The sequence below is a fragment of the Megasphaera sp. UBA4233 genome (assembly GCF_002395615.1).
GTDB lineage: Bacteria > Bacillota > Negativicutes > Veillonellales > Megasphaeraceae > Megasphaera > Megasphaera hexanoica.
In genome coordinates this window covers 26,036-38,773 of sequence record NZ_DGXL01000007.1, presented here as the reverse complement: position 1 = coordinate 38,773, position 12,738 = coordinate 26,036, and the positions used below count along the sequence as shown (strand labels likewise).

The 12,738-nt window shown below is 39.4% G+C and carries 14 protein-coding genes; 13 read left to right on the top strand and 1 reads right to left on the bottom strand.

What is annotated here, in order from left to right; genetic code table 11:
• Nucleotides 1-590 precede the first annotated feature (590 nt).
• On the top strand, nt 591-794 hold the full coding sequence (locus B2U90_RS01630; RefSeq protein ID WP_059075608.1) for a helix-turn-helix domain-containing protein: 204 nt from the start codon (nt 591-593) through the stop codon (nt 792-794).
• A gap of 44 nt (nt 795-838) precedes the next feature.
• Here B2U90_RS01630 and B2U90_RS01625 read toward each other — a convergent pair whose 3' ends face one another.
• Nucleotides 839-2,788 (bottom strand): sigma 54-interacting transcriptional regulator, encoded by a 1,950-nt coding sequence (locus B2U90_RS01625; RefSeq protein WP_292016946.1) that lies wholly within the window; start codon nt 2,786-2,788, stop codon nt 839-841.
• 259 nt (nt 2,789-3,047) lie between these two features.
• Between B2U90_RS01625 and B2U90_RS01620 the strand changes: the two genes are divergently transcribed.
• From B2U90_RS01620 to B2U90_RS01565, 12 genes are all read left to right on the top strand, one after another.
• Nucleotides 3,048-4,175 (top strand): 2-oxoacid:acceptor oxidoreductase subunit alpha, encoded by a 1,128-nt coding sequence (locus B2U90_RS01620; protein ID WP_292016945.1) that lies wholly within the window; start codon nt 3,048-3,050, stop codon nt 4,173-4,175.
• A gap of 11 nt (nt 4,176-4,186) precedes the next feature.
• Nucleotides 4,187-5,008, top strand: coding sequence for a thiamine pyrophosphate-dependent enzyme (locus B2U90_RS01615; RefSeq protein WP_292016944.1), 822 nt, complete (start codon nt 4,187-4,189; stop codon nt 5,006-5,008).
• Nucleotides 5,009-5,020: 12 nt separating this feature from the next.
• Nucleotides 5,021-5,545, top strand: a complete 525-nt coding sequence (locus tag B2U90_RS01610) for a 2-oxoacid:acceptor oxidoreductase family protein (RefSeq protein ID WP_292016943.1) — start codon at nt 5,021-5,023, stop codon at nt 5,543-5,545.
• Nucleotides 5,546-5,557: 12 nt separating this feature from the next.
• Nucleotides 5,558-5,800, top strand: coding sequence for a 4Fe-4S dicluster domain-containing protein (locus B2U90_RS01605; RefSeq protein WP_292016942.1), 243 nt, complete (start codon nt 5,558-5,560; stop codon nt 5,798-5,800).
• Nucleotides 5,793-6,074 carry a hypothetical protein gene (locus tag B2U90_RS01600; protein ID WP_292016941.1) on the top strand — a complete coding sequence of 94 codons (282 nt, stop codon included), beginning with the start codon at nt 5,793-5,795 and terminating at the stop codon, nt 6,072-6,074. The genes B2U90_RS01605 and B2U90_RS01600 overlap by 8 nt, the downstream gene beginning before the upstream one ends.
• A gap of 146 nt (nt 6,075-6,220) precedes the next feature.
• Nucleotides 6,221-7,351, top strand: a complete 1,131-nt coding sequence (locus tag B2U90_RS01595; protein WP_059075614.1) for a CoA transferase subunit A — start codon at nt 6,221-6,223, stop codon at nt 7,349-7,351.
• Nucleotides 7,352-8,206, top strand: coding sequence for a CoA-transferase subunit beta (locus B2U90_RS01590; protein ID WP_292016940.1), 855 nt, complete (start codon nt 7,352-7,354; stop codon nt 8,204-8,206).
• Between the two features lie 45 nt (nt 8,207-8,251).
• A complete protein-coding gene (locus B2U90_RS01585; RefSeq protein WP_292016939.1) occupies nt 8,252-9,700 on the top strand; it encodes a sodium:solute symporter family protein in 1,449 nt (482 codons plus the stop codon).
• 23 nt (nt 9,701-9,723) lie between these two features.
• Nucleotides 9,724-10,917, top strand: a complete 1,194-nt coding sequence (locus B2U90_RS01580) for a pyridoxal phosphate-dependent aminotransferase (RefSeq protein ID WP_292016938.1) — start codon at nt 9,724-9,726, stop codon at nt 10,915-10,917.
• Nucleotides 10,918-11,099: 182 nt separating this feature from the next.
• Nucleotides 11,100-11,264 (top strand): hypothetical protein, encoded by a 165-nt coding sequence (locus tag B2U90_RS01575; protein ID WP_292016937.1) that lies wholly within the window; start codon nt 11,100-11,102, stop codon nt 11,262-11,264.
• An 8-nt stretch (nt 11,265-11,272) separates the two neighbouring features.
• Entirely contained in the window at nt 11,273-12,388 is a 1,116-nt protein-coding gene (locus B2U90_RS01570) for an acetamidase/formamidase family protein (protein ID WP_292016936.1), read from the top strand.
• A 104-nt stretch (nt 12,389-12,492) separates the two neighbouring features.
• Nucleotides 12,493-12,720, top strand: coding sequence for an SDR family NAD(P)-dependent oxidoreductase (locus tag B2U90_RS01565; protein ID WP_292016935.1), 228 nt, complete (start codon nt 12,493-12,495; stop codon nt 12,718-12,720).
• Nucleotides 12,721-12,738: the final 18 nt, after the last annotated feature.

The window sequence follows — 12,738 nt, the reverse complement described above, 5'->3', positions numbered from 1 at the left end:
TCTCGAAATATTTTCAGACTTTTAGCAAAGATTTTTAAATAAAATATTTGTTTTGCTATAGGCAACTTCATTATATCACGGTATATATCAAAGTAAAGAGAAAACAAATGGATGATTTTTTTATCCTTTATTTTAGAAATATTTATCGGAACTCATTCGTGTATAAAAACTTTGAATGTCTTTCCGGATATCAATGAATTGCGATGATAATATAATTATATTTTGATTGATAAATCACCGAAATAAACATCGGATGAAATAGATTTGTATCTAGTATTTGTTTTAAAAATATATAAATATTAATATTAATTAGCATAAATAAACATAATATAATACTGCACTTTACAGAAAATGATTATAACACATAGATTATATGGCGAAAATATGTATTTTGTCTATATGTTGAGAAGAAAAAATGCGACACAATACTTAAATATTTATAATAAAAAGTAGGATATCTTTATTAATATAAGTGAGAAAAATTGAACCTCCTAAAGCAATAAGAAAAACGTATAGATAATATTTTTGCAAAACTATGCAAAATGTATTATACTAAATTAAGATAATTATAGGAGGGTGGGGAAAGATATATGGAATACTATGCTCGACTGCGAATATTGCGGCGGGAACGAAAATTATCTCAACGAGAAGTTGCTAAACTTTTAAATTGCACACAGGAAGCATACGGTATGTATGAATTAGGAAAACGAAAAATTTCTGTGGAGAAGTTGATTATATTAGCACGTTTTTATAACGTGTCCCTGGATTACATTACAGGCCTGAAGGATGAATAGAAAGAACCCTGCCAGCAATAGGGGAAGTGCTGACAGGGTTCTTTTTATTCCTTTTTTTCTTTTAATTTATTCCAGATTGTGGCACGACTAATCCCTAATTTGGTAGCTAAACTCTGTTTGTTTCCGTTTTCTTTTTGCAGAAGCAGTCTGATTATTTCTTCCTCCATTTTCTCTAATGTATTAATCTTCACAACGATATGACTTTGATCTTCGGAAAAATTGCCTTTAGGAATTACAGTCGTATCAGGCTTTGAGTTATCCAGGCTAAAGTGATTTCCTGTATATTCTTCTAGTGTATTTTTGATAAATGTTTCGTCGATGGTGTCAGAATCGGCTGTGATTACAATTTTCTCAATAAAGGTCTCTAATTCTCTGATGTTTCCAGGCCAGGGATATTTTTTTAATATAGATAATACTAAGGGCGAAAACATCAGTATATTCCGGCTGTATTGGACATTATATTTCTGTAAAAAGAAACAGATTAAGCCTTTGATATCTTCAGGACGGTCGTGTAAGGCTGGTATTTTTAATGTCAGGACATTTAATCTGAAGTATAAATCTGGACGGAATTTATTTTGCATCATGAGATCGTACAGGTCTTTATTAGTAGCGGCGATGACACGGACGTTTACTTTAATCACTTTGGTTCCACCGATTCTCATGATTTCTTTTTCCTGAAGGACTCTCAATAAACGATTTTGGATAGATAAAGGGAGTTCTCCGATTTCATCAAGAAAAATAGTTCCGTTATGGGCCAATTCAAATAATCCGATTTTTCCTCCTTTTCGTGCACCGGTAAAGGCGCCTTCTTCATATCCGAACAGTTCGCTTTCTAACAAATCTTCTGGAAGGGCTGCGCAATTGATAGCGACGAATGGGCCGTTTTTTACCTGACTTTCCGTATGGATGCTTTGTGCAAATAATTCCTTGCCAGTTCCTGTATCTCCTTGAATCAAAATAGTTGCCGTTGTCTTACTAAAACGCTTGGCGTTCTTTATGACAATCTCCATTATATGACTGGAGTGGATAATATCTGAAAATGTATGGTGGGCAACTAAGCCTCTGGCAGCTAATTGCATACGCGTACTATATTCTATTTTTTGATAGTAAGATACTCTTTGTACCATGATGATGGTTTCTTCGAGGTCTTTGTTAATATTTATGGGAATACGGCTATAAATAAGATTTTGCGGAGTGGCTTTTAGTACCTTATCGTGGATGAAGGACCGGTCCCCTAATAGTTCTTTTAGAAGTGGAGGTATATTTTTATCATGGATTGTTTTTGGTGATTTTTCTAAATTAAAAATTTTTTTTGCAGCCGTATTAAAACAGGTGATATCGCCTGTTTTTGAAACAGATATGACACCTTCTAAAGAATAATTGATGATGCTTGTCAAGCGATTATTTTGAAATTTGTCCTTATTAATGGCCTCTATTATATTTTTAGCTGAACTGAGTGTCTGTCTTATGGCGGTATAACTCGGCTTAATCAACACGTAATCCATATCTTTTTGGTGCGCCAGTTCCTGTACACAGCCACCATGTCCAACTATAGTCGTATCATGCCAGTCCATTACACGTGAAATTTGTGATTCGAATTCTTGTTTTGAAGAATAAGGCAGAAGTTGATACTTTACATTTAATAATTGGGTTAAATCCTCTAATTCATTTATTTTGCTGGTTTGATAGCTGACTAAGGTTAATGGTTTGTTAAAACGGATTGCCTGTCCTAGTGCCCTTAGAATATCACCTGATGTCGTTTCAATCGAAAGAACTGGCACAGTTGTAACCATTTTTTTTATCGTTTCGGCAGTTCCGCTGATGCTTATGATAACGTCGTATAAATCGGCTTTTGCGGCAGCATAGATATGACCATTATTTAAAATGCCGCCTTCATATACATCAATGGGAATGCCTAATTCTCTAGCAATCTTTTTTGCTTGCATTGTCAATTCTGCGTAAGTTGAAATTAGTAATATTTGTGCCCGTTTCATAAATTGTTCATCCTCACATAAATGCGTAAAAAAAATAGACAGAGTATAAATTTTAAACAAAAATAAGCTAATTAATAGAATGTATTTGTTGATTTTTTTGAAAAAAATACCAATGAATAATTGTAATATACCGCATAACCGTGCGGAATGCAATAGGAGAATAATTGATAATCAGGAATTCGATTATTTTGGCATAAATATTTCACATAGAATGATGAATGATTGATTACAGTACGAAAAGCTTGAAAGGAGAGTAATTATGACACGGACAGCTCAATTAATTCAGGGCAATGAAGCATTAGCGCAAGGAGCTTTTTACGCTGGCGCACGCTTTTTTGCCGGATATCCTATTACTCCTTCATCGGAGATTGCCGCTATTTGCTCACGAGAACTACCAAAACTTGGCGGTACGTACATGCAGATGGAAGATGAATTGGCTAGTATGGCTGCTATCATAGGCGCTTCGGCAGCCGGGGTGAAATCTTTTACCGCTACTAGTGGACCAGGGTTTTCATTAATGCAGGAAAATCTGGGAGTAGGCATCGTAGGTGAGATTCCCCTTGTTGTTGTGGATGTACAACGCGTAGGCCCTAGTACCGGTTTGGCAACGAAACCGGCACAGGCTGATTTTATGCAGATCCGGTGGGGGCGTCATGGAGATCAGTTAATCATCTGTCTGGCACCTGCAACTGTGCGGGAATGCTATGAACTGGCTGTCAAATCCTTTAACTTGGCAGAAAAATTCCGAGTTCCCGTTATTCTGGCTCCTGATGAAATCGTGGGACATATGCGTGAAAGTGTACTTCTTCCTGAACCAGGTGAAATGGAAATCGTAAATAGAAAAACACCGGATTGTGCACCGGAACAGTTCATGCAATATGATTTTACTCCGGGTGCCGTTCCGGAAATGGCGGCGTTTGGCAGTGAATATACTGTACGGATTAACAGCACGATGCACGGTGAAAATGGTTTTGCCAATAATTCTCCAGAAAACTGTGAACATCGTGTAGCACAACTTCATTCGAAATTGTTAATGCATAGAGAAGAAATTATCTTTACTAAGAAATTTGATGTAGATGATTGTGACGTGCTTGTTATTGCTACTGGATCTCCTGTACGTGCGGCGAGAGTAGCGGCTCAGGAAGCACGTAAAAAAGGAATAAAGGCTGGCGTATTACAATTGCAGACGGTATGGCCCTTTGCAAATCAGGAAATTGCTCAATATGCAGGTCAGGTAAAAAAAGTAATCGTTCCGGAATTAAACTATTCTGGGCAGATTGCTGGAGAGGTACGTAAGATATTTGATCTGAGTATTCCGGTTATTGGTGTAAATGTTTGTGGTGGTGTAGGCATTACGCCGCAACAGATTATGCAGGCAATAGAGTAGGAGGCATGGTTATGGCATATGCAACGGGAAAGCAGTTTTTAAATAAAGCTAAAATGCCACTCATGTGGTGTGCAGGATGTGGTAATGGCATTACATTGAGTTCTATGTTACGGGCTATTGAAGAATTGGGATATGAAAAGAAAGATTTCGTTCTTGTTACGGGTATTGGATGTTGGGGAAAAGCCGGCGAATTTACGACGGGAAATCTGTTGCATACTACGCATGGGAGAGCGCTTCCTTTTGCAGAAGGAATTGCAGCTGCGAATCCGGATTTGCACGTTATTGTCATCATGGGAGATGGTGATGGCGCAACTATCGGAGGTAATCATTTGATTCATGCAGCAAGGAGGAATATTGATTTGACGGCGATTGTTGTCAATAACTGCAATTATGGAATGACGGGTGGACAAATGTCGGCATTGACGCCAGCTCATGCTATAACTCAGACGTCTGTTGCAGGTAATCCGGAACGGGCATTTGATTTATGTAAACTCGTTGAAGTAGCCGGGGCTAATTATGTTGCCAGAGAAACAGCTTATCAGGGATTGGCATTGAAAACCCGCATTAAAGAAGGTCTACAGAAAAAAGGGTTTTCCATGATTGAAGTAATCAGCCCGTGTACAACTTTGTTCGGACCCAGAAATCAAATGAAGACGCCTGTGAAGATGATGGAAATGCTAAAAGAAAAAGGCGTTTCAGCAAAAAAATATAATGAAATAGATCATGCGGCAGAAAAAGGCTATTACATAACTGGAAAATTAGTTGACCGGGATGAACCGGATTTCATGACACGGTATCAGTCTGTCAGGCAGCATATGGCACAGGGAAAATAGGGGGCGGATACAATGAAAAACACCTATGAATTAATTTTTGCAGGCACCGGTGGACAAGGTTTGGTGACATCGGGAATCATGATAGCTAAGGCGGGGATTATAGACGGAAAAAATGCGTTGCAGACCCAAAGCTATGGGGTAGCGCAGCGTGGCGGATTTAGTTCGGCAGAAGTCATCATAAGTGACAGTGAAATCTTATATCAGAAAGTTCAACATCCTGACATTATTATAGCTTTAAATGATATTGCAATCGATAAATACAAAAACATAAAAACAAATGTTTTATATGATTGTGGCATGATGAAAAACTGTGATGCCTTGGGCTGGCATGGGATTCCCTTCCATGAAATAGCTCAGAAACTTGGTTCACCTAAAATGGCTAATTTAGTGGCAATCGGTGCCATGATTGAAAAAGTGCCCGTTGTCAGTTTTACAAGTTTGGCCGAAGTCATTAAACAAAAATTTAAACCAGCTATTGCAGATATGAATATTGAAGCCGTGAAGGTTGGTATGGAAACGGCTAGAACTATGACGTAGGGGGTGAACTTTATGGATGCAAAAAATAGAAAAATTTTTCCAGAAATAGATTCAACGTTATGCAAGTCTTGTGGTTATTGTGAAATGGTATGCCCGCAGCAGATGTTCTGCCGTTCTGGTAAGGTTAACTCACAAGGTTATGATTATATGAAAGTAAATGAAGATGGAACCTGTATTGGATGTTTGAAATGCATCAATATTTGTCCGGATTTTGTTATTACGATACACGAAAATGGGAGTATGCAGCATGGATGAACATAAAAAAATGGGAAACTGGCCAGATATTTTACGAGTTCTCCTACTTGGAAACGGACTTGTCAATAATTTGGCAGAACCTGAAATACAAATAGGTGATTTATTGAAAAAAGCGGATATATTGCAGAGCTCTTTTGCTGATGCAGAATTATCATCTGAAAAAAAGAAATTGATATGTAATGAGCTGCAACGGCAATATAAATATTTGAATCATTTTCATGATGAACTATCACTACTTTTGACATATGTACAGGAAATCGGATGTGAAAAATAATATATCAGACAGGAAAAAGTTTATTTTGAAAAAAATAATAAAAAAGTGTATTAAGTCCGATACAAGAACTAAAAGATACGGAGACTTATATTTAACATATGATGAAATAAAAGAATTGCAACAACGTTTTAAGCGAGGTGAACGGAATGGGAGAAGACTTAAAAGATAAAGTCATGTCTGCAAAAGAGGCGGTACAAAAATATATCAAGCCAGGTACCCATATAGCCTTTGGGGGATTTACTCTTTTGCGCAGGCCCAACACGATTGCCAGAGAGATTGTCCGGCAGGGGGTGGGTGATCTGTATGTAACCATGAACGGTGGTACCTATGTAGAAGAAATGCTGGCAGGAGCAGGCCTGATTAAATGGCTCGAATCAACGTATATTGGTTTGGAAGGTGGAATGCCTGTAGCGTATGCAATCCGCCAGGCTATCCAGAATGGCGAAATCGAACTGATAGAAGACTACTCCAACTGGAGTTTTGCCTTACGCACAATCGCAGGTAAATACGGCTTGCCGTTTATGCCATGCATGACTGATATGGGCAGCGATCTGATGACATATGATGTCTTCGGGAAAGCCGGATTGCGAGGAAAAAATGCGCAGGGTGAATGGAAACATCCGGGGATTCCACCGCATAAATATTGCGTAATTGATGACCCCTTTGATGGTTGGGGACTCCGGCCGAGAACGTTTAAATCTGGTGATGATTCGTGTCCCAATACCACGAATTTGTATGAGAAATATAAAGAACGGTCAACAGCATATACGGGAAATGAAGGCGTTAAGGTTGCATTAGTTCCGCCTATTCTGCCAGAGGTATGTGTTATTCATGTTCAGCGCGTTGCTTTAGATGGAACAGTTCGGATGGAGGGATTGATTGGTCCGGATATAGATCAAACTTTGTGCGGGCGCACGTTGATAGTGGAATGTGAAAGAATTTGTTCACCTGATGAAATCAGGACAAATCCGGAACATAATCAGATTCCAGGAGCATTTGTTTCTGCCATTGTGGAACAACCATTTGGTGCATATCCAACGTGTGTGCCCAATTATTATGATTATGATTATGAATGGTTTAGAAATTATACTAAAGTAGTTAATCATAAGCCCAAAGAAGTTGTAAAGGAATATTGGCTGAATTATGTAACCGACACAAAAGATGATTGGGAATTCTTAGAAAAAAAAGTTGGATGGGATAAATTATGGTCTCTGCGTACGGATCCACAGTACCATTACAATCCGGAAGTTGATCGTTTTGGAACGGGGGTGAAATGATTGAACGAGTATGAAAAGTATTTAAAAGAAAAAAAATTACTAGTGGATCAAAGTACGTTTATGGAATTACTTGCTGTAGCCACGGCACGGGAACTACCGGATGGGGCATGTGCATTTGTTGGAACGGGACTGCCATTATTGTCTGCATCACTGGCCAAGCGGACAACAGCACCTGATATGATGATTATTCTAGAGGCTGGAACCGTGGACCCGGATATTGAACACCTGCCAGTTTCTGTTGCGGATCCAAGAGCGTCTTATAGGGCAGCTACATTATCGACACTGGCCGATGCATTTGGCACTATTGCCTGCCGGGGATATTGTACGGTTGGGATTTTAGGTGCAGCAGAATGTGATATGTATGGCAACTTAAATTCCACTTCTTTAGGAGGATATTGGCCGGCGGCAGTATCTGATACGGGAAAAGGACCGAAAGCACGGATGACTGGAAGTGGTGGTGCTAATAATATTGCCAGTCTGGCAGATAAAATTATTGTTTCCATGGTGCATGAAAAAAGGCGCTTTCCTGAACATGTTGAATATTTGACGAGTCCGTGTGGAATCCGTGGAGCTGGCAGTGAAAATCGGTTTAACAAAGGAATTTTCCGTGGAGGGGAAGTTTGTGTCATCAGTGATTTGGCAATTTTGCGCTCAGATCCAGAGACAGGAATCTTATACCTGAGTGAAACTTTTCCAGGGGTAACGGCTGAACAAGTAAAAGAAAATACGGGATGGGATTTAGACATATCCAGAGCAAAACCATTTACTCCACCGACGGCAAAAGAATTGGAAATACTCCGCATGAAAGTAGATCCTTCGCGTATGTATCTGGGAAGGAAGAGTAAGAGAAAATAAATATGGCAAAGGAAGATTAATGTTGTAGAGAAAGAGGTGAGCTGAATGGAAGTTTCATTCATGCACTTAGCAGCGATTGCATTGACGATTTTAGCTACTATTGGTGTGGCAGTGTATTCTGCAAGAGGCGTAAATTCTGCAGCTGGTTTTAGTTTATCGGGGAGAAAAGCGACTGCGCCACGTGTAGCTGGTAGTATTGCTGGTGTCATTATTGGTGGAGGAGCGACTGTCGGCACGGCACAGATGGCTTTTCAAGTAGGATTAGCTGGTTGGGCGTATGCGTTAGGTGCTGGACTTGCTTTTTTCGTGATGGGACTGTTTTATGCTAAACCGTTACGGAGAACAGGTCTTGAAACGTTGCCACAATTTTTCACACTTCATTATGGAAAATGGGCAGGGGTCATGGTTGGTGTTGCAACAATCCTTAGTATGCTCATTTCTCAATTGCCTGGGACAATTGCAGCTATTCAGATTTTTATTCAAGTATTAGGCATTACCCCGGAAGTATCTTCTGTGCTTTTCGTTTTTGTTGTTGTTGCTACTGTGTTTTTTAGCGGTCAGAAAGGGAATAGTTTAACTGGTTTGATAAAGATGGCTTTACTATGGGGCTCTCTGCTAATAGGTGGTTTTATTGCTATTAAATATTTAGCATCTATGCCTAGCGATGAATTCCATGCAATGTTTCCATATGACCCTTGGTTTAATTTATTTAGTCGCGGTACGGCAGAAGTTTTGGGAAATATCTTTTCAATGATGGTAGGTATATTATCGGCACAGGCATATATTCAAGCTTTGTTTTCTGCAAGTGATGCAAAGACAGCGGCGCGTGGAGCTTTTACGGCTTCAGCAATTATTATCCCTATAGGCTTGCCTATCGTTGCTATTGGGATGTTTATGCATGCGACACATCCGGAAATTATACCTATTCAGGCACTTCCTACTTTTTTCTTAGGATATTTTCCTGATTGGTTAGGCGGTGTAGCTATTGCGGGAATTTTACTGGCAATTATCAGTTCAACTGCCGGGATGGCACTGGCTATTGGCACTTTATTTGCCAGTGACTTTGTAGGAAATTTAATGCATGTTAAATCTAATTCAAAAATACTGTTGACGAATCGGCTCACGATTCTTATTACGATGGTAGTAGGCACCTATTTCTCATATTTATATTTAAATGCGACTATTTTGGAATTAAATTTCCTTTCCATGATTCTTCGTGGAGCAGGTGTATTTGTACCTTTGTCGCTTGCTGTCTTTAAACCGGGATGGCTAACTCCTAAATGGGCTTTTGCATCTATTTGTTGTGGTACATTACTGCCAATCATTTCTAAAATGGTATTGCATTTAACTATTAATCCTTTGTATCTGGGGTTAGGATCAAGTGCGTTGCTCATTATTATAGGTATTATGGTCAGTGGCAAATCATTCCGACAAAGTTATCTGGCTGCTCAGGCGGCTGCTGATAATCGTAAGGAAGAAAGTAAAGTAGACTAATGCAAATGGATAGGAGGGATATTATGGAACATGCATATGATTTTTCAATAGGAGCCCGGAGATTAAAAAATGTACATCCATCAGCAATTCGTAAGGTTTTAGAAAGAGCAACTATCTTGAAGAATGAAGGAAATCCAGTAATATTTTTAAGTATTGGAGAACCGGACTTCGATACGCCGGAAGATATAAAAAGTGCTACTATTCAGGCATTAACAGACAATTTTACACACTATACTTCCAATCGGGGCTATCCTGGCTTACGTAAAACATTGCAGCATTATATTAAAAATGAAACCGGTGTGGATTATGATCCGGACAGCGAAATTATTTTGACATCAGGTGGTGCAGAAGGGTTAAATAATACCATCTTAAGTTTCGTTGATCCTGATGATGATGTGATTGTGCTTACTCCTTCGTTTGTAAATTACAAATCATTAGTTAATATGTGCGAAGCACATTTTGTTGATGTACCATTGAAAGATTTCCGATTAGATATAGAAGCTATTCAAGCTGCGATTACATCTAAAACTAAGATGTTAATCATTAATAATCCCAATAATCCTAGTGGCGTCGTATTTACACGTGAAGAACTGGCTGCAATCTGTAAATTGGCAAGAGAAAATAATTTCCTTATTTTATCGGATGAAATGTATAGTCAATTAGTATATGGGGATTCAGTATTTTATTCCATTGCTAATTTTCCCGATATGAAAGAAAGAACTATATTAGTCAGTGGATTTTCTAAAACTTTTGCAATGACAGGATGGAGAGTAGGGTATATTGCTGCACCTAAACATCTGGCGGATGTGATTATGCGCACGCATCAATATTCGACTACAAGTGGTACAACATTCATACAAGTGGGATTAAGTAAATCAATGGAAAGTAAAAATACAAAGCAGGCCGTTGATTTGATGGTTAAAACTTTTTCTAAGAGACGTGATTTGATTGTAAAGGAACTATCTAAAATTCCTGAATTGACTTATTCTAAACCGGATGGAGCATTTTACCTATTGGTTAATGTTTCTAAATTGGGGCTGTCAGGTGATGAATTTGCTAAAGTATTGTTGGAAGAGAAGTATGTAGCGACAGTTCCAGCCAAAGCATTCGGTGATGCTTATGTGGATTACATCAGAATATCGTATGCTACTTCGGAAGATAATATTATCGAAGGTGTACACAGGATTTCTGAACTTGTTCAGGAAATAAAGAGATAACCCTAAAACTTTCTTTCTATACTTGAATTTGGCGACACGTACAAAGAAATTTATCGTGTCGCCAATATTCTTTATGCAATATATGAGAATTGGAAAAATGTTGAAAAGGAAATTGCGTTGATTAGGAGAATAAATTATATATAGGCAATATAAAAACAGATATTCTGTGAGGAGGTGGCAATATGGCTAAACGTACAATTTTTGTCAACACATTTACAAACGGTATTTTAGGACCAAATGTTCCTATGACAGGCCCGGTAGCGGATGGAGGATATATTGTTGCTAACACAGCACCGGGCTGTTGGGGACCAATGTTAACCCCTGCTATCCGTGGGGTCACGAAGTGACAACACCTGTGAAAGTAGAAAATGCTGAGGTTGGAGATGCAATTGCGATTAAGATTGTTTCGGTTCAAATTACATCGCATGGTACGGCGTCAGGTAATGATAAAGTCTTTCCTGATAGGTGTCTGGGGGATCCATTTGTTGCTGGGAAATGTCCTCAGTGTGGCACTTTATATGAGGAGACGGTCATTAAGGGAATTGGACAGGATGCTATTCGTTGCAAAAACTGTGATGCTCCTGTAGCGCCTTTCGCTTTCACCAGTGGATATACGATTGCATTCGATGATAATCACACAATCGGGGTCACACTTGATCAAAAAGGAGCTGAAGCGGCAGCTCATTCTGGTCGTACATTTATGCAGACGCCAGATAATTCTATTCAGAATCCTGTGGTAACACTGGCCCCACATGATTTGCCAGGTATAGCTACACGATTGAGACCTTTTTTAGGGCAATTAGGAACGACGCCGCCTGTCAATACTCCGGATTCTCATAATGCCCGTGATTTTGGACAATTTCTTGTAGGCGCTCCTCATGAATATGCGCAAAGTGAAGAAGAATTGAAAACTGTCACCGATGGGCATATGGATATTAACAGAGTCAGGGCAGGATCTGTACTCATTGCACCAGTTCGTGTTCCCGGTGGCGGTGTTTACGTAGGTGATATGCACGCATTGCAGGGAGACGGAGAAATTGCCGGTCATACCTGTGATGTATCGGGTATTGCGATTTTGCAGGTTTCGGTCATCAAAGGATTGACTCTTGATGGTCCAATCTTGCTGCCTCTGTTGGAAGATTTGCCGTATCTTGCTAAGCCGCTTACCGATACAGAAAGGATACTGGCACAACAAGAGGCTGATAAATGGGGGGTGAAACTTGAAGAAGCTGCTCCTATTTCTTTTATAGGGACAGGAGCTAATTTGAATATTGCTATTGAATGTGCCATGCAACGTGCGGCAGATTTACTTGATATGACAGTGCCTCAGGTCATGAATCGCATTACTATTAGTGGCGGATTAGAAATTGGCCGGGCTCCGGGAACCGTGACGGCTACATTCAGAGCTCCTATAGAAAAACTGAAAAAGTTGGGGCTATGGGATATGATCAAAGAACAGTATAGTTTGTAGAGCAAAAATATTTTTCACAATTCCCTAAAGGATATTTTCCTCATGCCGGCGAAATTATATATAGTAAAATTTTTTTACTATTATACATGAGGGAGAATGACAGGATGGGTGAGTTTGCTGGAAAGATTGTCGTGGTTACTGGTGTCAGCAAAGGGATTGGCGAATCGATTGTACGCAGGTTTTGGGAAGCGGGAGCGCGTTGTGTGATTGTCAGTCGACATCCCGATGAATACCAGGCGCTGGCCGATGAGTTGAAGGCTGCTGGCATGACGGTCAATGTCTTAGCTTGTGATGTCAGAAAGGTGGGTGTAAATAAAGAATCTGGTGGCTGATACGGTGAAACAAAGTTG

What these genes read in the sequence shown, in the direction of transcription:
- B2U90_RS01580 (WP_292016938.1), top strand. Translation starts at nt 9,724, where the DNA reads ATGGAACATGCATATGATTTTTCAATAGGAGCCCGGAGATTAAAAAAT.
- B2U90_RS01565 (WP_292016935.1), top strand. Translation starts at nt 12,493, where the DNA reads ATGGGTGAGTTTGCTGGAAAGATTGTCGTGGTTACTGGTGTCAGCAAA.
- B2U90_RS01625 (WP_292016946.1), bottom strand. Translation starts at nt 2,788, where the DNA reads ATGAAACGGGCACAAATATTACTAATTTCAACTTACGCAGAATTGACA.
- B2U90_RS01595 (WP_059075614.1), top strand. Translation starts at nt 6,221, where the DNA reads ATGGGAGAAGACTTAAAAGATAAAGTCATGTCTGCAAAAGAGGCGGTA.
- B2U90_RS01615 (WP_292016944.1), top strand. Translation starts at nt 4,187, where the DNA reads ATGGCATATGCAACGGGAAAGCAGTTTTTAAATAAAGCTAAAATGCCA.
- B2U90_RS01600 (WP_292016941.1), top strand. Translation starts at nt 5,793, where the DNA reads ATGGATGAACATAAAAAAATGGGAAACTGGCCAGATATTTTACGAGTT.
- B2U90_RS01620 (WP_292016945.1), top strand. Translation starts at nt 3,048, where the DNA reads ATGACACGGACAGCTCAATTAATTCAGGGCAATGAAGCATTAGCGCAA.
- B2U90_RS01605 (WP_292016942.1), top strand. Translation starts at nt 5,558, where the DNA reads ATGGATGCAAAAAATAGAAAAATTTTTCCAGAAATAGATTCAACGTTA.
- B2U90_RS01575 (WP_292016937.1), top strand. Translation starts at nt 11,100, where the DNA reads ATGGCTAAACGTACAATTTTTGTCAACACATTTACAAACGGTATTTTA.
- B2U90_RS01630 (WP_059075608.1), top strand. Translation starts at nt 591, where the DNA reads ATGGAATACTATGCTCGACTGCGAATATTGCGGCGGGAACGAAAATTA.
- B2U90_RS01585 (WP_292016939.1), top strand. Translation starts at nt 8,252, where the DNA reads ATGGAAGTTTCATTCATGCACTTAGCAGCGATTGCATTGACGATTTTA.
- B2U90_RS01610 (WP_292016943.1), top strand. Translation starts at nt 5,021, where the DNA reads ATGAAAAACACCTATGAATTAATTTTTGCAGGCACCGGTGGACAAGGT.